The organism is Citrobacter sp. CK191 (genome assembly GCF_030333435.1).
Lineage (GTDB): Bacteria > Pseudomonadota > Gammaproteobacteria > Enterobacterales > Enterobacteriaceae > Citrobacter_B > Citrobacter_B koseri.
On the sequence record NZ_JAOWFX010000030.1, the window covers coordinates 296,049 to 319,925 of the forward strand.

27 protein-coding genes, 1 tRNA gene and 1 pseudogene are annotated in these 23,877 nt (G+C 43.1%); 16 read left to right on the plus strand and 13 right to left on the minus strand.

What is annotated here, in order from left to right:
• The first annotated feature begins 1 nt into the window (after window position 1).
• The 5 genes from OGV82_RS10890 (at window position 2) to OGV82_RS10910 (ending at window position 1,645) form a co-directional block, all read left to right on the plus strand.
• Window positions 2–220: a helix-turn-helix transcriptional regulator gene (locus tag OGV82_RS10890; RefSeq protein WP_000249902.1), complete on the plus strand. Its 219-nt coding sequence runs from the start codon at window positions 2–4 to the stop codon at window positions 218–220.
• 139 nt (window positions 221–359) lie between these two features.
• Window positions 360–677, plus strand: a complete 318-nt coding sequence (locus OGV82_RS10895) for a hypothetical protein (protein WP_000030115.1) — start codon at window positions 360–362, stop codon at window positions 675–677.
• A gap of 65 nt (window positions 678–742) precedes the next feature.
• Window positions 743–979: a hypothetical protein gene (locus tag OGV82_RS10900; protein ID WP_101744076.1), complete on the plus strand. Its 237-nt coding sequence runs from the start codon at window positions 743–745 to the stop codon at window positions 977–979.
• Between the two features lie 70 nt (window positions 980–1,049).
• Window positions 1,050–1,346 carry a hypothetical protein gene (locus OGV82_RS10905; protein ID WP_101744077.1) on the plus strand — a complete coding sequence of 99 codons (297 nt, stop codon included), beginning with the start codon at window positions 1,050–1,052 and terminating at the stop codon, window positions 1,344–1,346.
• 62 nt (window positions 1,347–1,408) lie between these two features.
• Window positions 1,409–1,645, plus strand: coding sequence for an H-NS family histone-like protein (locus OGV82_RS10910; protein WP_000564587.1), 237 nt, complete (start codon window positions 1,409–1,411; stop codon window positions 1,643–1,645).
• Between the two features lie 48 nt (window positions 1,646–1,693).
• Here the strand turns inward: OGV82_RS10910 and OGV82_RS10915 are convergent, their stop codons facing one another.
• Both OGV82_RS10915 and OGV82_RS10920 read right to left on the minus strand, forming a co-directional pair.
• Complete coding sequence (locus OGV82_RS10915; RefSeq protein ID WP_101744078.1) at window positions 1,694–2,161, minus strand: DUF4756 family protein; 468 nt, start codon at window positions 2,159–2,161, stop codon at window positions 1,694–1,696.
• A gap of 101 nt (window positions 2,162–2,262) precedes the next feature.
• A complete protein-coding gene (locus OGV82_RS10920) occupies window positions 2,263–2,964 on the minus strand; it encodes a helix-turn-helix domain-containing protein (RefSeq protein ID WP_101744079.1) in 702 nt (233 codons plus the stop codon).
• A gap of 881 nt (window positions 2,965–3,845) precedes the next feature.
• On the opposite strand from OGV82_RS10920, the gene OGV82_RS10925 reads away from it, so the two are divergent.
• From OGV82_RS10925 to OGV82_RS10945, 5 genes and pseudogenes are all read left to right on the plus strand, one after another.
• Window positions 3,846–4,178, plus strand: a complete 333-nt coding sequence (locus OGV82_RS10925; protein WP_101744080.1) for a hypothetical protein — start codon at window positions 3,846–3,848, stop codon at window positions 4,176–4,178.
• A gap of 502 nt (window positions 4,179–4,680) precedes the next feature.
• Window positions 4,681–5,247: a hypothetical protein gene (locus OGV82_RS10930; protein ID WP_101744081.1), complete on the plus strand. Its 567-nt coding sequence runs from the start codon at window positions 4,681–4,683 to the stop codon at window positions 5,245–5,247.
• A 15-nt stretch (window positions 5,248–5,262) separates the two neighbouring features.
• Window positions 5,263–5,814: an SEN1982 family lipoprotein gene (locus OGV82_RS10935; RefSeq protein WP_101744082.1), complete on the plus strand. Its 552-nt coding sequence runs from the start codon at window positions 5,263–5,265 to the stop codon at window positions 5,812–5,814.
• A 10-nt stretch (window positions 5,815–5,824) separates the two neighbouring features.
• Window positions 5,825–6,100: a hypothetical protein gene (locus tag OGV82_RS10940; protein ID WP_000428933.1), complete on the plus strand. Its 276-nt coding sequence runs from the start codon at window positions 5,825–5,827 to the stop codon at window positions 6,098–6,100.
• 105 nt (window positions 6,101–6,205) lie between these two features.
• A pseudogene (locus OGV82_RS10945) lies at window positions 6,206–6,445 on the plus strand (hypothetical protein); the annotation flags it as partial.
• A 178-nt stretch (window positions 6,446–6,623) separates the two neighbouring features.
• Here OGV82_RS10945 and OGV82_RS10950 read toward each other — a convergent pair.
• Together OGV82_RS10950 and mobQ are read right to left on the minus strand one after the other, a co-directional pair.
• Window positions 6,624–6,836, minus strand: a complete 213-nt coding sequence (locus tag OGV82_RS10950) for a hypothetical protein (RefSeq protein WP_047406826.1) — start codon at window positions 6,834–6,836, stop codon at window positions 6,624–6,626.
• Window positions 6,837–6,932: 96 nt separating this feature from the next.
• Window positions 6,933–8,453 carry a MobQ family relaxase gene (gene mobQ, locus OGV82_RS10955; RefSeq protein WP_101744084.1) on the minus strand — a complete coding sequence of 507 codons (1,521 nt, stop codon included), beginning with the start codon at window positions 8,451–8,453 and terminating at the stop codon, window positions 6,933–6,935.
• Between the two features lie 816 nt (window positions 8,454–9,269).
• Between mobQ and OGV82_RS10960 the strand changes: the two genes are divergently transcribed.
• The 3 genes from OGV82_RS10960 to OGV82_RS10970 all read left to right on the plus strand — a co-directional run bounded on the left by OGV82_RS10960 (window position 9,270) and on the right by OGV82_RS10970 (window position 11,563).
• The gene (locus OGV82_RS10960; protein WP_064839909.1) at window positions 9,270–9,578 is read left to right on the plus strand and encodes a conjugal transfer protein TraD; all 309 of its coding nucleotides are present in this window, start codon (window positions 9,270–9,272) and stop codon (window positions 9,576–9,578) included.
• Window positions 9,579–9,803: 225 nt separating this feature from the next.
• Window positions 9,804–9,938 (plus strand): hypothetical protein, encoded by a 135-nt coding sequence (locus tag OGV82_RS10965; protein ID WP_001440510.1) that lies wholly within the window; start codon window positions 9,804–9,806, stop codon window positions 9,936–9,938.
• Entirely contained in the window at window positions 9,935–11,563 is a 1,629-nt protein-coding gene (locus tag OGV82_RS10970) for an Eco57I restriction-modification methylase domain-containing protein (protein WP_101744085.1), read from the plus strand. The genes OGV82_RS10965 and OGV82_RS10970 overlap by 4 nt, the downstream gene beginning before the upstream one ends.
• A gap of 52 nt (window positions 11,564–11,615) precedes the next feature.
• On the opposite strand, the gene OGV82_RS10975 is transcribed toward OGV82_RS10970, so the two are convergent.
• From OGV82_RS10975 to OGV82_RS10995, 5 genes are all read right to left on the minus strand, one after another.
• A complete protein-coding gene (locus OGV82_RS10975) occupies window positions 11,616–12,740 on the minus strand; it encodes a hypothetical protein (RefSeq protein ID WP_233607634.1) in 1,125 nt (374 codons plus the stop codon).
• A 79-nt stretch (window positions 12,741–12,819) separates the two neighbouring features.
• Complete coding sequence (locus OGV82_RS10980) at window positions 12,820–13,245, minus strand: hypothetical protein (RefSeq protein WP_223349716.1); 426 nt, start codon at window positions 13,243–13,245, stop codon at window positions 12,820–12,822.
• A gap of 466 nt (window positions 13,246–13,711) precedes the next feature.
• A complete protein-coding gene (locus OGV82_RS10985) occupies window positions 13,712–14,956 on the minus strand; it encodes a tyrosine-type recombinase/integrase (protein ID WP_101744086.1) in 1,245 nt (414 codons plus the stop codon).
• 179 nt (window positions 14,957–15,135) lie between these two features.
• A tRNA-Phe gene (locus OGV82_RS10990) sits at window positions 15,136–15,211 on the minus strand.
• Window positions 15,212–15,316: 105 nt separating this feature from the next.
• Entirely contained in the window at window positions 15,317–16,024 is a 708-nt protein-coding gene (locus OGV82_RS10995; protein ID WP_012135082.1) for a DUF554 domain-containing protein, read from the minus strand.
• Between the two features lie 427 nt (window positions 16,025–16,451).
• Between OGV82_RS10995 and OGV82_RS11000 the strand changes: the two genes are divergently transcribed.
• On the plus strand, window positions 16,452–18,587 hold the full coding sequence (locus OGV82_RS11000; RefSeq protein ID WP_047461337.1) for an ornithine decarboxylase: 2,136 nt from the start codon (window positions 16,452–16,454) through the stop codon (window positions 18,585–18,587).
• Between the two features lie 72 nt (window positions 18,588–18,659).
• Here OGV82_RS11000 and OGV82_RS11005 read toward each other — a convergent pair whose 3' ends face one another.
• The 4 genes from OGV82_RS11005 to mutY all read right to left on the minus strand — a co-directional run bounded on the left by OGV82_RS11005 (window position 18,660) and on the right by mutY (window position 22,664).
• Entirely contained in the window at window positions 18,660–19,916 is a 1,257-nt protein-coding gene (locus OGV82_RS11005) for a nucleoside permease (RefSeq protein WP_047461338.1), read from the minus strand.
• Window positions 19,917–20,127: 211 nt separating this feature from the next.
• On the minus strand, window positions 20,128–21,210 hold the full coding sequence (mltC, locus tag OGV82_RS11010) for a membrane-bound lytic murein transglycosylase MltC (RefSeq protein WP_024130939.1): 1,083 nt from the start codon (window positions 21,208–21,210) through the stop codon (window positions 20,128–20,130).
• A gap of 97 nt (window positions 21,211–21,307) precedes the next feature.
• Entirely contained in the window at window positions 21,308–21,583 is a 276-nt protein-coding gene (locus tag OGV82_RS11015; protein ID WP_012135077.1) for an oxidative damage protection protein, read from the minus strand.
• A gap of 28 nt (window positions 21,584–21,611) precedes the next feature.
• Window positions 21,612–22,664 carry an A/G-specific adenine glycosylase gene (gene mutY, locus OGV82_RS11020; protein ID WP_047463933.1) on the minus strand — a complete coding sequence of 351 codons (1,053 nt, stop codon included), beginning with the start codon at window positions 22,662–22,664 and terminating at the stop codon, window positions 21,612–21,614.
• Window positions 22,665–22,825: 161 nt separating this feature from the next.
• Here mutY and trmB point away from each other — a divergent pair, with 161 nt between their 5' ends.
• Complete coding sequence (gene trmB, locus OGV82_RS11025; protein WP_024130937.1) at window positions 22,826–23,545, plus strand: tRNA (guanosine(46)-N7)-methyltransferase TrmB; 720 nt, start codon at window positions 22,826–22,828, stop codon at window positions 23,543–23,545.
• Window positions 23,545–23,871, plus strand: a complete 327-nt coding sequence (locus tag OGV82_RS11030; protein ID WP_012135074.1) for a YggL family protein — start codon at window positions 23,545–23,547, stop codon at window positions 23,869–23,871. Before trmB ends, OGV82_RS11030 begins: the two co-directional genes overlap by 1 nt.
• Window positions 23,872–23,877: the final 6 nt, after the last annotated feature.

Consider the following 23,877-nt stretch of genomic DNA (forward strand, 5'->3'; position numbering starts at 1 on the left):
TATGGTTCAAATCAAAACAGATAAACATCCCAAGCTTATTCGTTTACCTGAAGTAATGAGCAGAACTGGATTCGGGAAAACATGGATATATGAGCTTATTAAAGCGGGTTGCTTTCCCGCACAGATAAAAACAGGTGTGAGAGCAATCGCCTTTATTGAAAGTGAGGTGGATGCGTGGATTGAACGAGCTATTCAGGCATCACGAAAACAAGCAGTTTAACAAATATTATCTATATAATGATCTAAGGAGGTTTTATGTAAACATAATAAAATAAAACTGTTGTAAATAATATCCCTTACCAAAATCATACAGATTTCTGTAGGGGGACGTTCACTTAAAAATAAAGAAGGAAATAAAAATGAGTAAAGCAATAACAGAAGTCCACGAAATCAAAGTTTACAATGAATCTACCAGATTATTCCTTGTAAAGTCATTTTATTGCTATGAGCTTTATATCAGTAATATGCAGGAATACATGGGCGATAGATTTGTTAAAATGGTTGAAGACAGAATATATATGGATGATGTTTTTGACAAGGTAATAGAAAACAGTAAGGAAGGATTTAATAAGTTTCTTAAGGAGTGTAAAAGCTCAGGCTCTCTCAGAGATGTTTTATTCGATGAGGTCAAAGTGAATCTGAGACATATGCACAACGTTATTTTTAACTCAAACTAATGGTCATGTGGTCAGTATATGGCCCCGCAAGGGGCTAATAATCAACTCAATAAAGGAACATTTAAATGAATGATAATATTGCAATATCAGTAAGTCTGCTATGTGAGCAAACGCCTGAAATATTCTGCACCATCCAAGCAAGCGTCAGTACGTTCATTGCGCTATGTGGGTATTCAGCAGAGGAAGTAATGGATGATGAAAACCTTACAGACGCACTGAACAGGTATGTTAATAACGAGCTTGTCAGTGAAATGGATTTAAGATACGGATCAGTGATCATTAATCTGGTTTATAAAAAGTAGTTATCTCTTTATCCCTATTCCGGGGCTAAATAAAATAAGTCAAACAAATATGTAAAAATGAGGATTAATTATGTCTAAAGAAACTATAGTAACAAATAAGTCTACACAGCTGTTCCTTGATCTTGCTATAAGATCGTTAGAGGCAAGCTGGAAGCTTTTTCAGGAAGTGAATGGAGATGGAGACGCTAATGACTATCTTGATGATCCTGATTTCATGAGTCCATTTATTATGAACATCATTGACCATATTCAGAATAACTTTGAGAGATTTACAACCCAAGAAGGTGATAGCGGGAGTATTAATGAAGTTAACTTCGAGCAGATTGCTGCTCTGTTAGTGTGGCATTCAGAACGATTCAGGAAATGAGTTCTAAAAGTTGCCCCGCAAGGGGCTAACTAAAAAACAGTAAATAAAAACAGGAGCCAAAAATGATTGATGAATTTCATGTGTTGTATATGTACAAAAAAATCCAAGCCGAAGCTCAGGCAACAGATATGAAAACACTGGAACGTTTATTGAAGAAGTTCCGCAAAGTTGTTGCGGAGCGTCGGGAAGAATACTATCAGGAGATTGGTGAGAAGAAGGCTCAAAAGCTAAGGGCAGAAAGATTACAACGGTTGCTTAAGAAAATGGAGCGTGATCGTGTATCACCACATGAGTTATAAAATAAAACCACCATATTGGTAATATACTGCCAGTATGGTAGTTTTATTTTAGATAGAAAATTTTCGGCGCTTTGTTGCTGATGCATTAAAATCAGAAGATATATCTGAAAGTTGCTCAAGACTCTGTTCAACAGAACGCTGGAACTCAATAGCAGCTTCTGTGCGCTGTTTTATGACCAGAGCGACGAGTTCATCAGGGCTTTTCTCAAGTAATGACTTTCGGTAGATAATGGACTCTTGTACTTTTTCAAGCTTTCTTGATGCAAGGGCTGATGCGTGACTTACAGGGTTGAGTTCTTCAATAAATTTTTCGAGTAGTGACTTTTTCTTCCTGTCTAATCTCAGAAGTTCGGTATGTGCCGATTTAAATTTTTTTGCTTCAATCAAGGGTGAGCCATCGGTTCTTAGCCTGCGATATTCCTCTCTGTATTCAGACATCGTTGGATATTTTTTTAATGCTTTAATGGTGTTCAGATACTGAATTAAATCATCATTGTCTAATTTTACTTTCCTCATATATACCTCGTAAATAAAATAGTGGATATATTTATATTACGAGATATAGTGTAAGTGTCAAATATAACCGAGAAATAAGAATGATAATATTCAGATGAAAACTATATTCTTTCTTCTTGATCAATATCTTCAGGATAATCAACAAAAATGCCATCTTCTGAAACAGAGTCCCAGTCAATATCTTCGTCGGGAGTAGAAAGTAAAGGTTTATCATTTTCTTTATCGATTGTTTTTTCTGCGTTATTTGTAAGTACCGTATCTTTATAAACGGTGACGAATACGTCTTCTATGCCTTCACTGGTCGTTCTCAGCGACTTCTTAACATATTCTTTCCTTGTGGCATTTAATGTTCTGTACTGGCCTTTCAGAAAGAGATTTGCGTTTATCATGGTATGCTTCCCTTCTTTGACCAGAATGCCTTTATTTACTAGCTTGTTCCAGCATTTACACACGTTAGATTTGCTCATATTAAGCTCTTCTGCGAGTGCCGACTGAGATATACTGGCAATGAGGTTTCCATGCTGCATGAGTTTACATAAGCGGATCATTATTGTGTATTCTGCGCCAGACATATTTTTTCCGAGTTTTTCCAGATTATCAAGAAAAGCATGAACATAGGCTATTCCCGGTTGAATATCAGAGCTTCTCTCTTTTTTTACATTTACGGTTATTTTATCTTTTCTGTTTCTGTTATAAAAACTGTAAATCTCCAGTTTCTGTTTGTCTGTAAAATGATTTCTGTTTATATATTCTTCCACTTCTTCACTGCTGGAGGTCATTATTGTATTGTAATCAATGCTCATCGGTTATCCTTTTATTGTTTTTATGTTTATTCTATATAATGCAGGATATACTTTTGTCAAAAATAAATGTGAAAAAAGGAAAAATAATACACTTTTGCGAAATAGTGTTCACTTCTTTCTGGAAATTTTAACTATAAAAAAGTTTCCACAGAAGAAACTTTAGTTTCCGTACAGGAAATTTCGGTTTCCACAGAAGAAACTTAAATTTCCGTACAGGAAACTTTTTTCGTCAAATCTCTTTTAAATATAATAGGTTACGCCTCCTTAATACTATAATATGTTTAATAACCTTAACGGGGAGTGTGCCGGTTAAATGGCACCGTCTATTTTTCCGCTATTTTTTTACTTGATGTTATGGACAGCAAGTGATTGTTTTATACAATCACGAAGCGCTGCTGATTTTTTAGTAAATATACAATTGTTTTTCCTCTACGTTATAGCGGCTACGCCGCAATTCTTTATGGATAAATCCATCATTAACAGGGATGAACCCTGTTTCAGCAGTGTGATTGTCTTGAGCAATCACTAAGTGCTGCTTCTATGAATATAGTTTTCCTATGCGTTTAAGAGCAAATACTATATCTTTTAGTGCTAATGCTGTTATGAAATATAGGATCGAAAATATTTAATCATGAATAAAAGAATAGATGTTGATCCTTTTGGCTTTACCCTAAAACATAGCAAGGACCATTGTTAAATCGTTAAATATATTTTACAGAGTTAGGGCGTAGCCGTGCGTCAGCACATGAGCTTTAGCTCATAAGAGATATATCTTTTCAAAAGAATAAGAAAAAACAGGTAAAACGTTTATTAAATGAGTTAAATTTGATTTTTACCGATTCGATATGGTATTAAATAATAAAAAAGAAGGAAAATAAAGAATGAACAACATTAAGATTATTACGCTCTTTCATACAAATAGAAAAATACCATTTATGACTTGTATTGTTAAAGATGTTGAAGAGAATGAACAAGTAATAAAACTCACTTTGCAAAATAGTGATAATATTCATGTCAAAGATTATGACTATTTCTTCTTATCAGAATCAGCACATGAGTGTGATCAGGAACGAATGATTAATACATATAGAAGATTGATTTCTGAACTGAGCCAAGTTAGCGAAGAAACAATAGAGTCCTTAGTTCCGAAGATATCGAATAATATGAAAACCAATTTCCCGGCAAGCGGTGTGAGTGCTTTGGAAGATGATTGAAAAATCTGAATGGTAGCCATTCCATATGAAACAGCATATTAAAACATGCGTTGCATACAGGTTTTTGCAACACCATATCGGAAGATAGCTACGTTACCTGAGATCTAACAATCCCTGTCTGCGTAATGGTCGACAGGGTATTACCTGTTCTGACCTATACCTTTCTATCTCCATCCATGTGCAAACAGCTACTGACATGGCTCTTCGTGCACATTACACCACTTATTGATCGATATAAAAGATCAATAAATTACATTTGATAGATTATAACTATCGAATGGGCATCAATTGATCGGTGTTTTAATTGTTTATATCGATCGATTGTGTGTTTATGATAGCTTAAAACTATCAAATGATTTGAATTCGATCGATACAAACGATATGACGAACAGAAAAATAAATTGAATCCTATCAATTGATTAATGCTTTTTTTCAGCCCAGAGAGACCAACCTATGGGTAGGGCTGTCTTTGACATAAAGTTTCAACACATTGGGGATAGATATGAAATTACGGATAGTGATGCCACTGGTACTGTCTGCTGCCGCACTAACAGGTTGTCAGCAGCTCAACGATGGCGTGAATACAGTTAATGGAGCAATCAGTTCTTCGTTGTCTTCAGTAGGTAAAGCGCTGGGGGGAACTGCCACCACTCAAAGCCTTGGCCCGGTATCGTCTGTATCTGGCCTTGGTGCTGTCTGCAAAGACTATGAAGAAAACGCAATGGCAGCAGAGAAAAAATGGACGGGAAAACGGATCTCAATCGCAAATGCGACTGTTCTTGAAGTTACGAAAGGCAGAAGTGCCAGCGATATGATGACGGGGATGCCTAAATCAGCCCCTAACTATTATCTGCTCTTTAAAACAGCCGATACAAGCTACTGCGGCGGGATGGTCTGGCTGGATTACTACTCCGGTATTGATAATGCAGTTCTTACTTATAAGAAAGGCCAGAAAGTCAGCGTCACCGGAACTGTAAACAATTTCGAAGTCCGTGGATTCGCTACCGTCAACAATGCCGATATGCCAGTTCGTCTGGTTGTTCTGAGAAACGGCACAATCAACCATTAACTCTGGGATAACACTATGCGTAAATTTTTACTCGTGGCGGGTCTTGCTGCTCTTGTATCGGGATGCGGTGAAAAAGGGGATTTTGAGAAAGCGATCAACGCAAAAATATCACAATCAAAGCTGTGCTACTCCCTGCAGGACAACGACATTGTATTTAATAAAGGTTTTCCGATTAAGGTTAACCGTGGCTACCGTTCAGCGGGGTATAGTGCCAGTGATGAAATATTGAAAGGTCTGGCTAATCAGGGGCTGCTTGATGTTTCTCAACAAGCTAATGGTTTCAGTAGTGTCGATGTTCTGGAAGTAACAGACAAAGGCCAAGCGGTTGAGTTTTGGGATCGTAAAGATGGTGCCTGTATTGGTCATCGTGCGGTTGCTGAGATAAAGGAATGGACTGAACCGGGAAACGGTAATCAGAAAGTTGTTCGCGTGTCATATACATGGAAGTTGGCGGATGTTCCTTCTTGGGTGGACAAAAAAGCGTTCTCCAGCGTCAAGGGTATGAATGAACCTGAAGAGAGCATGATTAATCTTGTTAAAACCAGCAATGGCTGGAAAGCGATCTAAGGGGTCTATCATGGAAAACAAAACTATTCAGTGTCCTTTTTGCCTAAAAGAAAGTCAGAGAGGCGTCCATGTCTGCACCGGCTGCATGGCGACGGTTCTGTATGGAACCTTCCCCGGCTGGTATGCTTTCGTGGTTATATTATTGACCTTCGGCCTGTCTATACTGATCGGAATGTCTACAGGTATGGCGGGAGCTACTATCAGCCTACCAATAATTGCGGCTGTTGGGTTTGTCGCAGGTAAGGCAATTTTCTCTGATAATGTTGTTTTCAGGCGAAGGATGTAAAATAGAATTTAAACCATGTCTTTTTTTGAAAGGCATGGTTTTATTCTCAGCTTTTTATTTGACATTGGATTTTGTTTTGCTAATTAATAATAAAAAGGAGAGAGTATGAAAATTTTAATAAAATTGAGTAATGACTGGCCTGAACATGTGAGTGGCAATCCAGTCCTTAATGAGTGGGTTCACAAGATTCCTTGGTCCGGCATCGAATGCTTTTTATTATGTGAAGATGGTAATGTTTATCAGTCATATATAAAAATGCCTTTTTCTGTAGAGATAAAAGAATTTCAACTTTTCAGGCATACACACATAGATGAAACTTCATTTATGATTGAAGAAATCAATGAATGGCCTGAAGGTGTTAACATAAGAAAAGGTTTTATATCAAAAACAGATAAGAGACATCCATATAATAAAAAAGAAAATGGCTGCTGGTATGTATCACCTGAAGGGAATGATGCAGTAATCATGTTTGATGCCCCTGAGATTCAGGAGCATAAAAACAGGTATAAAGAAATGCCAATCATTACATGCGAAGTTTTCGTGTAGATTTTAATTTTTCTTCAAGCTCGGTCTTTTTTAGCTGAGCTTCTTCTAAAGAACCATAAACCCCAATAACAACCTGAGAAACAATATCAAACACGATATGAAGAGGGATTTCCTGAGTGATTTCCTCTCCTTCCCCGATTCTGTAAGTAAGTGTGGTGCTATGTGGAGTAATCAAGAAACGGTCTGACATATTTAAACCCTCTGATTTTATAAAAGATAAGCATTATGTCAGGGGGTGTTCTGGTTTTCAAGTCCAGTGAACGAGGTTAGTGCGGTAAAAATCATCTCATTTTAGCGGAAAGCCCGGCGGTCTTAATTTAGGCCCGCTGCGCTTACCAGATGAGAGTGTAGGTCTGTACTCCGGTTCGTTGTTGTGTTGTTCAGATTTTTTCACACGACTTGGGAAACGACTAATTTCTTTTCCCGTTGGTTTAAGGACACAGGTCTCAGTTTGATGTTGTTTTTCATCATTATTGAATTTATCACGTTGTTCATATTCATTACGTGACACATGACGGCCTAATACCTCATCAAAGACGTAGTTTTCAGCAATACGCTTATCATGTTCTTCACTGATAATATCAACTTTAGTTTTGCCTGTTTTAGCCCATATAAATTTACCCCTGATAAAATCAACCAAAAGGGCTGTAAAGCGTTTAAAGACATTATCCTGACGTGGAATAGTCTGTTTCCTTTTAACACGTTCAGGGGCGCTTCTGGATGCCCTGTTTGGGTTTTGAGAGGAGGATGTTTGCAGAATAGTATTTGATCCAGAATCAGAAATACTGACCGATGGTTTTTTACCAGCAACAACTTTACTGACTTTTGTTTTATCACGGTAAGATTTAACGCCACGCATACGAGTATGAGGAGCTGGTGCTACCAATACAGGTCTTTGATTCTCATCAGTAGAAGAGCCGGAGTGTGTTTCAGGTAATACGATCTCTTCTGATTCAGCAAGAACAGCCACAGTAAAGCTTCTGACATCAACAATGATTTCAAGATCAAGCTCACTGAATGTTTTGTAGACTTCAACGGCTTCTTGCTTGGCAGCATCACGAACAGCTTGTTCTTTGGCTCTTTGCTCCTGAGCAGCCTTACTACGCCATTTAGCGCTGTGGATACGTTTCATTGCAGGACGATTTGTTTCAGCGGCCTTAGCAAGCCATAGCGCTTTTTCTTCATTATCCAAAGCAACTGCGGCTTTTTCTAACGCTTCCTCGTGCTGGGCCTGAAGGGAACGATGATCAATACGTTCTGACGAACCAGCGGCAGCAAGGTAGCTGTTAGCCATAGCTGACCATGATTCACGCCATAAAACAGACATTTTTCTGTCGTTCCAGCTCCTTTCCTTTTTACCAAAACCTTCTGGTCCTATAGTTTTTAATGTCAACATAACGTGAGCATGTGGGTTGTCGCTATCAAGATCATGAAAAGCGATGTCGGCAATCATGCCTTTATCAACGAAGTTTTTCTGACAATATTCGAGGACAAGTTTTTTCTTGTCGTCATTATTTAATTCAGCAGGGATAGCTACATCGAAATAACGGGCTGTTTGTCCATTGTTCTGGCGCTCAACTCTTTCAACTTCATTCCACAATGCTGTAGAGTCTTTTACTATATGTTCTGGAGCATTAACTGGTGCTAATATGAAATGCCCGTACAAATCAGTTCGGCGACTATAATCATAGGTATCACCTGTTCTTTCATCTGTTATGCGTGTACGAGCATGATAGGCAGCCTTCGCAACGGAAGACCTGCCTTCTGAACGTTTCACAATTTTAAAATCAAGATGAAAAATAGCCATATAATAAAAACAACCTCAATATAAATTTAAAAATCAAACCAAAAATTAAATCTCCAATGTGACTATGCTGGTTTTAGTTTTTCGCAAGAAAAACTTTGGTGTTGACGTTGACCTTGCTTTTAGCCTGCGGCAGGCAACCGTCGGTAGACCCCACACACTGCGTAGCAGTGTATAGGTGGGCATTGCTTTATTTTTATATCTCCTAAAGGAGCTAAAAATAATGACAATGTAAAAAGTTTTTCTATAGTTAAATAATAACGCTAGTTTCAATATCTGTGAAATTAACAGGGGTGGAATCGGATAAACGGTTGAGGTAGGATAATAATATTGGATTTTGGTGTTTAGAAAGCGCCCGTAAGGGCAAAAGTAGTTAAATTAGTCTCCCGCCGTAAGGCGGGAAAGTGGAATTGAGATAAAATAGTGAAAATAGCAGATGCTTTTATGTGTTGCACAATTCACAGGTTAAGATCAAAAAACAGAATCAAAAGATAACAAATGAAATTGTTTCCATTGATTTGATAAAATAAGTAACGTGGAGAGTATTAGGTATTAAATATTAGTGGTTGCACTCGTTTGTGTTGCATGATTTTATTTTTAGCTTACTGACATTTCATTTTTAAAACCAAAATGCCATTTTTTCGGGATAAATACAATCATTAACAGGCAAGCCTGTTCAGCTATTGATTGTCTGGAACAATCATATCGCGCTGCGTAATTTAATCTGGAATACAAAGCATTCAACCTTCTGCCTATGGTTTGACCTTTTCCTTTTTTAATTGTATTCCATGTTTTTGACAACCAAAAGGAAAATTAATTATGAATACGGATGATAAAAGCAGAAAGCCAAGATCAGAAAAAACCATTAAGCAAAAAATAGCATCAGCGCAGATGCGTTTGAATCGTCTCAAGACTAAAGAGAAATCTTTGTCCAAGAGTGCTGAGACACGCCTGAAGATCATTCTCGGGGCAGAAGTGGCTAAAGCTGTTGGCTGTAAAGTAGAAGATGTTGATAAGGAGTTTGTATTAGGCGTATTAATTCATTTTAAAAACCTTGGTGCTGAAGATAAGGCAAGGCTCAAATTGCGAGGAAAAAGGTTTCTTGATGAATTGATTGGCAGGCAATAATAAATGCTTATATTCACAATTATATCATCTTTATATATTCAATGGTGTTTAATTAATAAATTTATTTTGAATATTTATTTGCGCCATGCTTAGTAGTCTCTTAAAGATTAATTCTGCCATATATTCTTTAAAAAAATAACTTGAAATGCCTATGTCACATAGGTAACATAGGTGTGAATGAATTTAAGAGAGATATATATGGCTATCGGAAGATCTGGAAGGATCGTGTTACAAGTAGACCCTGAGTTAAAAAAAAAGCTTTACTCTATCTTAGCTATGGAGTCTATAACCCTTAAAGATTGGTTTACTTTAAAAGCGAAAGAGCAAATTGAAAATAAGAATAAAGAGAATGCGAAATGAAATTTAAAGCAGATCAGACAGCTCAAAAACTACGTGGTGGTTATTATACACCACAAAACATCGCTGACTTTACAACCAAATGGGTTCTTAATAACAAACCTAAAAGTATTCTAGAACCGAGTTGCGGTGATGGTGTATTCTTTCAGTCTCTATACAATAATAAATTTGACAAAAACACTAAAGTACAAGGTTATGAACTTTTCGATATAGAAGCTAAAAAATCTATGGAGTTATGCAAATCCTTAGGTTTTTCAGACGTTGAAATCACAGAAGGTGATTTTCTGGAATGGGCAAAAGTGGCAATTCAGAAAAAAAATACTTCTTTCGATGCTATTATTGGCAATCCTCCCTTTATACGTTATCAATTCTTAGAAAAGGATTTCCAAGAAAATACTGAAGCAATTTTCAAATTGCTTGACTTAAAATTTACTAAACATACAAATGCATGGGTGCCTTTTATTTTGTCTGGCGTTTCGCTCCTCAATCCCGGAGGACGTCTTGGCATGGTAATTCCATCAGAAATTATAAATGTAATGCATGCACAATCCTTGAGGACATTCTTGGGTGAGCATTGCTCTAAAATTGTAATTATTGATCCAAAAGAAATATGGTTCAGTGAAACCTTACAAGGCGCGGTCATTCTATTAGTTGAAAAGAAAATTAATCTGGATTGTGCATCACAAGGTGTCGGAATTAAAGGGGTCAGTGGCTTCGATTTTTTACAAAAAAATCCCGAAGATATATTCAACGAAACAAATACAATCAATGGTGATACCGTAAAAGGTAAGTGGACAAAAGCCGTCCTAGATAAAAATGAAGTTAACCTTCTTAATGAGATTATTAAACATCCAAACGTACACTCTTTTGATACTATAGCAAATGTTGAAGTGGGAATGGTCACAGGTGCCAATGAGTTTTTCCTCGTAAATAAAGATGTAGTTGACGCATTTGATTTAAGTGAGTTCACCCATCCAATGTTTGGAAGAAGTCAACATTGCCAAGGTGTTATATACGATGAGGTTCAACATTTAGCTAATATAGAGAATAAGCTTCCAGTTTATTTTTTATATTTGGATAAAGAATTTCATGAACTACCTAAAAAAACGCAAGAATACATTTTCAATGGTGAATTACAGGGCTTTCACAAGCGATATAAGTGCAGAATTCGAAAACCTTGGTATAAGGTTCCCTCTGTATTTAGCACAAAATTAGCTATGCTTAAACGATCTCATGATGCTCCAAGATTAATTTATAATCAATATCAAGCTTATACAACCGATACAGCCTATAGAATTAAACCTAAATCTAATATTAATGAGGAAAAATTGTCCTATTGTTTCCTCAATCCTTTAACTGCTATATTCGCAGAACTAGAGGGGCGTTCTTATGGTGGTGGCGTAATGGAGCTTGTCCCTTCTGAGATAAGGAAGCTGTTTATCCCTCTACCGGAAAAAATTGAGTTCGATTTATCTGAGTTAAATAACTCTATGATGAACAGATCCATGGAGCAAATTCTTGCAGAGCAAGGGAAGAAAATATTCTCTCACATGGGATATGGTGACGAAGTAGTTGAAAAGTTAATACATATTTGGAATAAGTTAAAAAATAGAAGGCAGCGAAGTTAGAAGTTTTAAAAGTGGCCCTATCATTAAATCAAAATTGATAGGGCTTCGATAATTACTCAACAGAAATTTGATATTTATTACCACCAATATGATATAAAATCATTGTTTTTCCTAGTAATTCTTCTCTTGAAATATAATTTTTAGCTCCTCCCCAATGGATCTGTGTAACACTATTATTTTGTTTATATGTTTTACTATCCGTTCTGCTGTCATGTGTTAACTTTAATTTAAAATCACCATAAGAAATCCCATTGACTATTATTTCAAATATGGCTTCGGCTCTTTCCAAATGTTTTTTATTAGGATTGGTATCTATAACCCATGTTAGTTCGCTAAATAATTCATTTCTGAAATAATGTCGTTGGTCAATGTTGCTGAACAATCCTTTTTTGAAAAACATTGATCCTGTTGGATTTGTTTTTGTAGCTGTCGGTATATTTAAATCTCTTCTTGTTAAAGGTTTACTTTTCCAGACCTCGCCCACATGATTTTCATTATGTGATATGTGGCTAGCAATGCTGGTTAATTGTTTTGTTTTAATAACCTTTGGGAATGCAGGAATAAATTTAGGGTTTTTAGTTTTTGTTTTACTTAGTATTAATGCTGAGTCTTTAATATCCTCATCTTCTAAAAAACCATCTTCATGTAAAATATTTAATTCTTCCTTGCTATTAATTTTTTTTACATTGTTAGGATGGTTGTTTTTTAATAATTCAAAACTTGAATCAATCTTATCAGTTAAAATATCATAATTTGATGTTCCCTTTTCTAAAAAAACATGCGTACTAATTTCTATATTTTCACTAAGCCCGGAATATGTTAAATTTGCACTGCCAGTGATAATATGTATGCCTTCGTTCTGAAAAGCGAGATATATTTTAGGGTGAAATATTCTCGATACTGTTCCCATATTTATTAAATATGGAGAAATACCACATCTAATGATTTCCTCTACCGCTTGCTTTGAGGTTACACCATTAGCAATACCAACGAATAGTTCAATTTTATCTTTGAACTTGGAGAGAGTATCTTTGAGCAGATGCACTCCATTTTTTCTTGCAAATGCCACGCTAATTATAATCTTATTATTTTTTTCATCTGATAACACATTCTTTACTGAATGAATATGTTCATCTCCCAAAACCAAACCCTGTAGTAGTATATTTTTTAAAGTCATCTGCATTAACTCTATTTTATAATATGCTGTATTGTCCAACAGGGAAGAACTATAGAGTTCTCCCTGAAAACTCTAAGTGTCAATGTATTGAAATTAAAAAATCGAAGTTTTCATCGATGGCCTTGTATAGTTCGAGATCACACCCTACTAAATCACGACGCTGAATCAAATATTTGGCGTCATCCCAGTGCAATCCGGTTGTATAATTATTCTGGCCTGCTTCCCATGAAGGTTTATGGCTTAATTTAAGCTTAAACGTACCTACCGATGTACCTTTTATTTGTAAATGGAAGGTTGCCTCAGCCATTTCCTTTCCATCAATTTCATACCATAGCAATCCAGAGAATACCTGATACCGGAAATATTCCGTTTGATCAATAACTTTACCATTGTCAGTATAGCCAGCCTGTGTAAGGCGTAACACGCCAGAAGCATGTCCTTGAACCAGCAGTTGCAGATCCCCCTCTGGGAGGTTTGGCTTTCTCCAGCATAAGTTGAATGGCATTGTACGTATCTCCATGTAGTGTAGTCTACATATTTATATTAAAATTCCATCCGCTGCACAAGGTTTATTACATTTTTATTAGTGATTTTTTCTAAAGAAATTTCATTATTATCTATTCGCGAATTTTGAACATTAACTAGTTAATATACTAGTGCGCAAGTTCAAAAAAATTTTTACATGAAGATTTTGTATCATTAAAAGGAGGCAAATATTTTTATCACAATAACAAGCATAAAAAATTACATAAATTATTGACGCTGATAAAAACATTTTTTAAATAGAGCATTCTCAGCCGAATGCTGTTGACTAAAGTAATAAGGCCCAAGAATACGGGCCTCTAAGCAAGAAAAATAGGGATGAATACTGATTTCTTCGTTTCACTTTTAAGCATTATTATGAGTTTATATTCTTCAAAATGCTTAAGTGATTGGCATTATCTTCTCAGCCAACTTTTTTATAACGTCCCTCAGTTTTTAAAATCGTATGGCCGTAATATCCCTTTCCGGTTAGCATCTAGATAATCAGCCCACCACTGAAGCATTAGCCTCCGCTCATCAAGATGCTCAGCAAGATGGATGTAAGCAGCGCGGACGTTGTTACGCTCCTGATGGCTCATCTGACGTTCAACAGCATCTTTTGACCATAAGCCGGATTCGATTAAGGCACTACAGGCCATAGAGCGGAAACCATGTCCACAAACTTCTGTTTTGGTGTCATAGCCCATTTTACGAAGCGCGTTGTTGATAGTGTTTTCACTCATAGGCTTATAGGCATAATGATCACCAATGAAGATGATTTCCTGATCTCCACTGAGCTTCTGAATTTCTCTCAAGATGGCTAAAGCCTGCTTGCTTAATGGAACAAAGTGAGGGGTTTTCATCTTAGAGCCACGGCTGGAGTGTTTCACTCCTTGTAGTTCTTCACGTTCTGCAGGTATCGTCCAGAGCGCATTTTTGAAATCAATTTCAGACCAACGGGCAAAACGCATCTCACTTGAACGAACAAAAGTCAGTAAAGTGAGTCGCACAGCGAGGCGGGTTAGCTGTCTTCCTCTATAGCTCTCAATACGGCTGAGAAGCTCTGTAATGCGTTCAAATGGAAGAGCCGGGCGATGGACTCGTTTTGCTGTTGCAATGGCACCTGCTAAGTCCTGTGCAGGATTACTATCGATAATACTGTTATGGACAGCATATCGCATGATAGCGGTGATACGTTGCTGGAGACGAGCAGCAATCTCAAGATGCCCGGACTTTTCAGCCGCCTTAATTGGTTGAAGTAGGTCACGGGTTTTGAGGTCGGTAATGTTTCGTTTACCAATAACAGGGAACACATGGTTGGTAAGGCTGTTCAGCACTCTCTCTGCGTGAGTTTCTGACCATTTGATGTTGCTTGCATGCCAGTCTCTGGCAACGGACTCAAAAGCAAGAGCGCCGCTTTGCTCTACCTTTTCTGCTTTTTTCTTTTCGGAGGGGTCGATACCAGCAGCAATTAATCTTCTGGCATCATCTCTACGGTTACGGGCATCAGCAAGAGAGACTGCAGGGTAGACCCCAAGAGCCAGTAGCTTTTGTTTTCCTGCAAAGCGGTATTGTAGACGCCAGTATTTGGAGCCATTGGGATGAATAAGAAGATGCATGCCGTTGCCGTCAGTGAGCTTTACAGGCTTGTCGGCGGGCTTGGCATTTCTTACCTTGACATCAGTGAGAGCCATCGTTTACCCCTCCCTGTGATGGTACAAAACGTATCGAACTAACAATACCAACAGATATACCATCAAGGCAATGTGGATGTTGATGAATGTTAGTGAACGTCAGTGAGGGGGATAAAGTAGATAGTTTGTTGACTTTAAAAAGAAAAACGGACGTCAATGGACGTCCGTGTATGAATAAGTGGTGCCCGGACTCGGAATCGAACCAAGGACACGGGGATTTTCAATCCCCTGCTCTACCGACTGAGCTATCCGGGCAACGGGGCGCATTAAAACCGATTCGCTTCGTTTCGTCAACGAAATTTCTTCAAATCCATGCAGACTGCACAATCTATCACCAGATTGTTGGTATTGCACGCATTTTCAGGCAAAAAACGCGGTCCACGCGGCGGAAAGCGGCATCGCCAGGAGCAGGGCGGGGAGCATATTGACCACCGCAAACATCTTGATTCCGCAAATACGTAGACCGGTCGCCAGCAGCAGTAATCCGCCTACGGCACTGAAATCTGCCATCATCGCCGGGGTGGTGAGCGGTAAAATTAAGGCCGCGCAGGTGGCGAGCAATAGCTGGATAACCAACATGGGGGCGGAAATAACGGCGACGGCGACTCCCAGCGAGCAGGCGAAGATCATGGCCGTGAAGAAATCGAGAAACGATTTTGCGATGAGAATGCTCGGGTCGCCGGTCATGCCTTCATGCATCGCGCCGAAAATGCCGGTTCCGCTGGCGCAAAAAAGAACAATAATGGCGACATAGTTCTGAATAAAGGTGTCGTGGACGGCTTTCTTCCCCGGTTTCTTAATCAGTTGCTGCGCTTTCGTCACCGCCGTGTTGATGCCTTTTTCCAGGTAACAAAACTCGCCGATAAGCGCGCCGATGATTGTCGCCAGAACCATTACCGGAAGATTAGCGCATTTTATGACCAGTAAAATACCGATCCCCAGCGATGCCAGCCCGAAAATAGAGGTCATTGAGACACGAATCCGTTCCGGTAAACGCTGGCTGAGAAGCGCGCCAAGCACGCCTCCAGCTAAAACGGCGCTGGCGTTAATAAAAGGCCCGATTACCACAGTCGCTCCTGCTATTTGTTTTATCTGATTGCATTATTATGCCCTGAATATCACGTATTATGCGCGTTTGTCGATGGCGCGTATGTCCGGGATTTGATCTTGCGCCCCCAGGGGAAAGGTGCCATGATTGCGCGAATTTTCTCCTGTTTGTACGGGGCTGCCTGGGATGACCATATTACCCTTACATCGCCTTCAACTTCGCCTTTCTGCGCGACGATTGCCCCTTTCTTTGATCTCCCTTCATTCTCTCACCATGCGGTGAGGGCAGCGCACGCTCACTGCGGGACAACAGTAAGATCAGAGGCTGTCTGCTTTTACTGATGTCTGGCGGTCGGAGCTGGTGACCAGTTTGACCCAACATTTCGTGGGGCAGGGTAATGTTACCTTGCCTGGGACTTCTATTCTCCCGAAACGGGTTTTTGCGCTTATGAAATCAATGAATATTGCCGCCAGTGGTGAACTGGTCTCCCGCCTGTCTACCCACCGCCATGTGGTGGCGCTGGACGGCACTGACTTTACTGATGTCGCGGCAGTCGTCATTACCGTTGCGGATAGTCGCAGCGGCATCCTGGCATTGCTTAAACGCACCGGTTTTCAGTTGCCGGTGTTTATTCTCTCTGACGATCATGTTGATGCGCCTGCCGGTGTTGAGGCGGTGATAAGCGGCAACGCGCAGGACTGGCTGGAACTGGAGTCGGCCGCCTGCCGTTATGAAGAGAATCTGCTGCCGCCGTTTTATGACACGCTGACCCAGTATGTCGATATGGGTAACAGCACCTTTGCCTGCCCGGGCCATCAGCACGGTGAGTTTTTCAGAAAACACCCGGCCGGTCGGCATTTTTATGACTTCTTCGGCGAAAACCTCTTTCGGGCGGATATGTGCAACGCCGACGTAAAGCTGGGGGATCTGCTCATTCATGAGGGATCGGCCAAGCATGCGCAGAAGTTTGCGGCGAAAGTCTTTCATGCGGATAAAACGTATTTCGTGCTGAATGGCACCTCGGCGGCGAATAAGGTTGTGACCAACGCGCTGCTGACGTGCGGCGATCTGGTGCTGTTCGATCGTAACAACCATAAATCAAACCACCACGGGGCGTTGATTCAGGCGGGCGCCACGCCGATCTATCTCGAAGCCGCGCGCAACCCGTTTGGTTTTATCGGCGGCATTGATGAGCACTGTTTTGACGAGGCATACCTGCGTGAGCAGATCCGTGAGGTCGCCCCGCAGAAAGCCGATCGGCCGCGCCCGTTTCGTCTGGCCGTCATTCAACTGGGGACGTATGACGGCACTATCTACAACGCCCGTCAGGTCATCGACAAAATCGGCAGTCTGTGTGATTACATCCTGTTTGACTCCGCCTGGGTCGGGTATGAGCAATTTATTCCGATGATGGCGGACGGTTCGCCGCTGCTGCTGGCGCTGAACGAAAACGATCCGGGAATTTTTGTTACGCAGTCGGTACACAAGCAACAGGCTGGTTTCTCGCAAACCTCGCAGATTCACAAAAAGGACAACCACATTCGCGGTCAGGCGCGTTTTTGCCCGCACAAGCGCCTGAACAACGCCTTTATGCTGCATGCTTCCACCAGTCCGTTCTACCCGTTGTTTGCTGCGCTGGATGTCAATGCCAAAATCCATGAAGGGGAGAGCGGTCGCCGTCTGTGGGCAGAGTGCGTGGCGCTGGGCATCGAGGCACGCAAGGCGATACTCGCCCGCTGCAAACTGCTTCAGCTATTCATTCCGCCGCTTGTGGACGGTAAGCCGTGGCAGGAGCATCCAACGGCACTGATTGCCAGCGATCGACGCTTCTTCAGCTTTGAACCCGGGGCGAAATGGCATGGCTTTGCAGGCTATGCGGAGGATCAGTATTTTGTCGATCCGTGCAAACTGCTGCTGACCACGCCGGGCATTGATGCTGAAACCGGGCGCTATACCGACTTTGGTATCCCGGCCACTATTCTGGCGCACTATCTGCGTGAGAACGGCATCGTACCGGAAAAATGCGATCTCAACTCGATTTTGTTCCTGCTGACGCCTGCCGAAAGCGAAGCCAAAATGGCGCAACTGGTGGCGATGCTGGCCCAGTTCGAACAACATATCGAAGACGACACGCCGCTGGCGGATGTGCTGCCGACCATCTTTAACAAATATCCGGTACGTTACCGCGACTACACCCTGCGCCAGTTATGCCAGGAGATGCACGATCTGTACGTCAGTTTTGATGTGAAAGATCTGCAAAAAGCGATGTTCCGCAAAGAGAGCCTGCCTGCGGTGGCGATGAATCCGCAGGATGCCAATAGCGCTTTTATTCGCGGCGATGTTGAGTTAGTTCGTATTCGTGACGCTGAAGGGCGTATCGCGGCAGAAGGCGCGCTGCCATATCCTCCGGGCGTGCTGTGCGTCGTGCCGGGCGAAGTGTGGGGTGGGGCGGTACAGCGCTACTTCCTGGCGCTGGAAGAGGGCGTCAATTTGCTACCCGGCTTCTCGCCTGAGTTGCAGGGAGTTTACAGCGAAACCGATGCCGATGGGATTAAACGGCTGTATGGCTATGTGCTGAAATAAGTTCGCGTTATCCGGCCTACGGGGCGACTCCCTTGTAGGCCGGATAAGCATTAGCGCCATCCGGCGTAAAGATTAATGCGCGATAGTCTGCGCGCCTGCCGGAACGCGAACGTGTTTGTATTTAAACAGCGCCACGAACGCAAAGGCCAGAACCAGAGAGTAGCCTGCGAAAATCAGCCACACGGTCTGCCAGTCGGTAATGCCGTTCAGGGTGTAGTGTTCCACCACTTTACCACTCACGACGCCGCCAAGGATACAACCGAAGCCGTTAGTCATCATCAGGAACATGCCCTGCGCACTGGCGCGGATTTCAGGGCGTACCTCTTTTTCCACAAACACCGAACCGGAGATGTTGAAGAAGTCGAAGGCGCAGCCGTAAACAATCATCGACAGAACCAGCAGCACGGTACCGAACGGCGTTGGGTCGCCATAAGCGAACAGGCCAAAGCGCAGCATCCAGGCCACAATACTGATCAGCATGACGTTCTTAATACCGTAACGGCTTAAGAAGAACGGAATGGTCAGGATGAACAGCGTCTCGGAAATTTGCGAAATCGACATCATGACCGAGGCATGCTGCACGATAAAGCTGCTGGCGAACAGCGGATCTTTATCAAAACTGTGCAGGAAGGTGTTACCGAACATATTGGTAATTTGCAGCTCGGCGCCCAGCATCATGGAGAAGATAAAGAAAATCGCCATGCGTTTGTTTTTGAACAGCGCGAAAGCATCCAGCCCCAGCATTGAAGTCCAGCTCTGGTTCTTTTGCTGTCTGGCAACCGGAATGTGCGGCAGCGTAAGCGTAAACAGTACCAGAAGGACGGAAAGCGCCGCGCCGATGTACAGCTGCATATGGCTCAGTTCAAAGCCAGAGAAGCTTACGCCCCACATCGCCATAATAAAGCCGATGGTGCCCCAGATACGAATAGGCGGGAAGTCGGTGACGATGTCCATCCCTGCGGATTGCAGGCGGTAGTAGGAGATGGTGTTGATCAACCCTAACGTTGGCATATAGGCCAGCGAGTTAAGCAAGATCACAAAGAACATGGCGCCTGGCGTGGTCACTTCGGCAGCCATGAACAATGTTGCAGCGCCAACGACGTGGCAAATGGCGTATACCCATTTCGCACTCAACCATTTGTCGGCCACAATCCCTAACAGCGTGGGCATAAAGACGGCGGCAATCCCCAGCGAGCTATACACAGCACCGATGGATGCACCGTCGAATTTAAGGGTGACAAACATATATGAGCCGAGGGTGGTAAGCCAGCTTCCCCACAGGCAGAACTGCAGAAAGGAGAGGACTTTCAGCTGCAGCTTAAGATTCATGTTAATTTCCTCACACCATATAGCGGATGAATGTTTTAAAAGGCACATTTGCCGTTGCAATATGATGTGATTCTATCAATGAGGAAAGGGTATTTTTTGTTACCTGTGACAAATATTTGCAAACAATTTCTAATTGCAAAGCAAAAGAGTGATGGAGTTAACACTTTTCGGCCTTCCCGCCCCAGTGCGATCGGGGGCGGGAACGGCGAGATTACTTCCGACGATAGGATTTCTGGGTGGCATTGACCTTATACAGATAGCGACGCGATTCCGCAGAAGGATGCCTCGTGGTTAATGTCTGGTACACATCGCCCGGGGACATACTGTTGATAATGTTTGCCGCCTGAACCTTATCGTTAGAGAAAACGCGCAACACGCTGCCTGCACCGCCGTTATAGGCGGTGATCACCGCGTAACGACGCGATGTTGGATTATCAATGCCGCCTAAATAGACATTGTTGAGCATCGCCAGATAAGCGGTGCCGGTATCAATGTTGCTGGCAGGATCGAACAGGAAACTGCGGCCTGGCGTGCCCGATTTCCCCTGTGAACGGAATACGTCCTTCCCGGCGGTGTGCTGTACTACCTGCATCAGCCCCAGCGCGTCGGAACGGCTGACCGCATACGGGTTGAAAGAGGACTCGGTTTGCATAATCGCCAGAATCAGCGACTCATCGACGCCGTATTTGCGTGCGGCCTGGCGAACCATGCCAACATACTTATGCGCACGTTTATCCAGGTGGTTCGGCACCAGATTGATCGTCACGCTGTAGATGATGCGCAGACCGTTACTGCGACTCTTAAGACGCGTTTTCAGCAGATAGTCAGCGAAGTTGGTTGCGCGTCCCTCCCAGCGAATGGGTTGCCCGGTATTATCGACCACCTGACCATACAGGAACGGCTCTCTGGAGATCTGAATATCATCGACGTCGGAGTAGAGGTCGACCGAACCGGGATCGTCGCCCATTAACAGCGTCTTGATGATCGCGCGACGCAGGTGCGCGGCGGGCTCTGTTCCGGCAATGGTTTCGACGGTGATGGTACCGTCGTCAAAGTTGATATGGCTGCGGGTCTGATACTGGTCAGTGTACTTCACGTAGTCCTTCGGACCCGCGATCAACACTTCCTTGAACCCCCACAGATTCTCAATGTTATGGGCAAACTGCCCCATCAGAATATCAAAACCGTTGGTATCCTTGACCCAGGCTTCGTTATAGGTATCGCCTTTTTTGGTCGAACTGGAACAGGAGATGAGCAACGGCGCAACAAGAGCAAGCGCGAAAAATTTTTTCATCATTCCGGGAGTGCGTGTTGTGTTTGTTGTTGTATCGTTTTGCCGGATGGCGGTGCAAGCACCTTATCCGGCCTACGAGATTGCCAGCAAGAGATGCTTATTTTTTCTCTTCCGGCGTATAGCCTTCAATATGCACGTCTTTCCCTTCAAACAGGAAGTTGATCATCTCCTGCTCCAGCAGTTTGCGGTGCTCGACGTTCATCATGTTGAGTTTCTTTTCGTTGATCAGCATGGTTTGCTTATGCTGCCACTGCGCCCACGCTTCTTTAGAGATCTCGTTGTAGATGCGTTTCCCCAGTTCGCCCGGGTACAGCTGAAAATCCTGGCCTTCCGCTTCACGTTGCAGGAAAGTACAAAAAATGGTTCTGCTCATAAAAAATCCTCTTTATCGACCGGGGTGCTCAAACCGGCGCGCCAGTACGTAACTGCTGTAACAAACGCTCCACGGGGGCCGCCAGTCCGACCGACGGCGGTTGCGCTAAGTTATACCAGAGCGCGTTGCCTTCATCCATGCACTCGGTGAATGAAGACACGGGAAGCCACATAGGCACAATATCTAAGTGGAAATGGCTAAACGTGTGGCGAAAAGCATTAAGTTGACTGAGATTATCGGCCTGAATATGCCGTTGCGCCAGCCACTGACGCAAGTCATCTTCATCCTCAAACTGAGGAAAACAGTATAATCCGCCCCATAAGCCGCTCGGCGGACGCTGCGCCAGAAACACGTCGTCATTATGCTGCAACAGCAAAAAATAGCCTGTACGCTCCGGCAGCGTCTGTTTTGGCTTCTTACCGGGGTACAGCGACCAGCTCTCGTTCGCGGCGGCAACGCAGCCATTCTGGAGCGGGCACAGCGAACATTTCGGCCTGGAGCGCGTACACACCATAGCGCCTAAATCCATCATCGCCTGGTTAAAACGCGCCACGCCGTTGGCAGGTGTAACCTGTTCGCTCAGATCCCACAGCCGTTTCTCAACCTCTTTTTTCCCCGGCCAGCCGCTGACAGCATAGCAGCGTGCCAGCACGCGTTTAACGTTGCCGTCGAGAATCGGAAAATGTTTATCCAAAGAGAGCGAGAGAACCGCGCCGGCGGTGGAGCGGCCTACGCCGGGCAGGGCGGCGACCTCGTCGAACGTTTCCGGGAACCGGCCGCCGTGCAGCGTCGCCACCTGTTGCGCCGCCTTATGCAGATTGCGCGCGCGGGCGTAGTAGCCGAGGCCCGTCCACAAATGCAGAACCTCATCCAGCGGCGCGTTGGCTAAATCCGTCACCGTTGGAAAGTGCGACATAAAACGTTCGAAATAGGGGATAACTGTCGCAACCTGCGTCTGTTGCAACATCACTTCCGAGAGCCATACTTTGTAGGGCGTCTTGTCAATTTGCCAGGGCAGGGTTTTCCGCCCGTATTTATCGTACCAGCCCAAAACCTGAGCCGAAAATTGAGACGCTTGCATGGTCACCGCTTTAAAATTGCTGGGGGCAAGATTGCAGCACAGAGGCAACGAGGTGTAAACCGGAACTTTCCTGTGATCACTCTCTTCCTTTACTTGCATCCGGCAACTAACTTTGGATAATGCCCGTTTTCGGAACTCAATCACAAGCAGACTTAACTTTTATGAAGAACGACGTCATTTCACCGGAATTTGATGAAAACGGCCGCCCGTTGCGCCGAATTCGTAGCTTTGTTCGTCGCCAGGGGCGACTGACGAAAGGGCAGGAACACGCGCTGGAAAACTACTGGCCGGTGATGGGCGTTGAATTCAGCGAAGAACCGGTGGATTTCGCCACGCTGTTTGGCCGCGACGCGCCGGTTACGCTTGAGATTGGTTTTGGTATGGGCGCCTCGCTGGTGGCGATGGCGAAAGCCCGCCCGGAACAAAATTTCCTCGGTATTGAAGTGCATTCGCCTGGTGTTGGCGCATGTCTGGCGTCTGCGCACGAAGAAGGCGTGGGGAACCTGCGTGTGATGTGTCATGACGCGGTTGAAGTGCTGCATAAAATGATTCCTGACAATTCTTTATCGATGGTTCAGCTCTTTTTCCCTGACCCGTGGCATAAAGCGCGTCATAATAAACGCCGTATCGTTCAGGTTCCGTTTGCCGAACTGGTGAAAAGCAAACTGAAGCTGGGCGGTGTGTTCCATATGGCGACCGACTGGGAAGCCTATGCGGAGCATATGCTGGAAGTGATGTCCTCCATCGACGGGTACAAAAACCTGTCAGAGAGTAACGATTATGTACCGCGCCCGGAATCGCGCCCGGTAACCAAATTTGAACAACGTGGTCATCGTCTTGGCCACGGCGTATGGGACTTAATGTTCGAGAGGGTGAAATAATGGCAAAGAACCGTAGTCGTCGTCTGCGTAAAAAAATGCATATCGACGAATTCCAGGAATTAGGGTTTTCGGTTGCATGGCGTTTCCCGGAAGGCACTTCTGAAGAGCAGGTTGATAAAATTGTCGATGACTTTATCAATGACGTTATTGAGCCAAATAAACTGGCGTTTGACGGCAGCGGTTATCTGTCCTGGGAAGGGCTGATCTGCATGCAGGAAATCGGCAAATGCACCGAAGAACATCAGGCGATTGTGCGTAAGTGGCTGGAAGAACACAAACTTGAAGACGTGCGCACCAGCGAACTTTTCGACGTTTGGTGGGACTAATAAAGC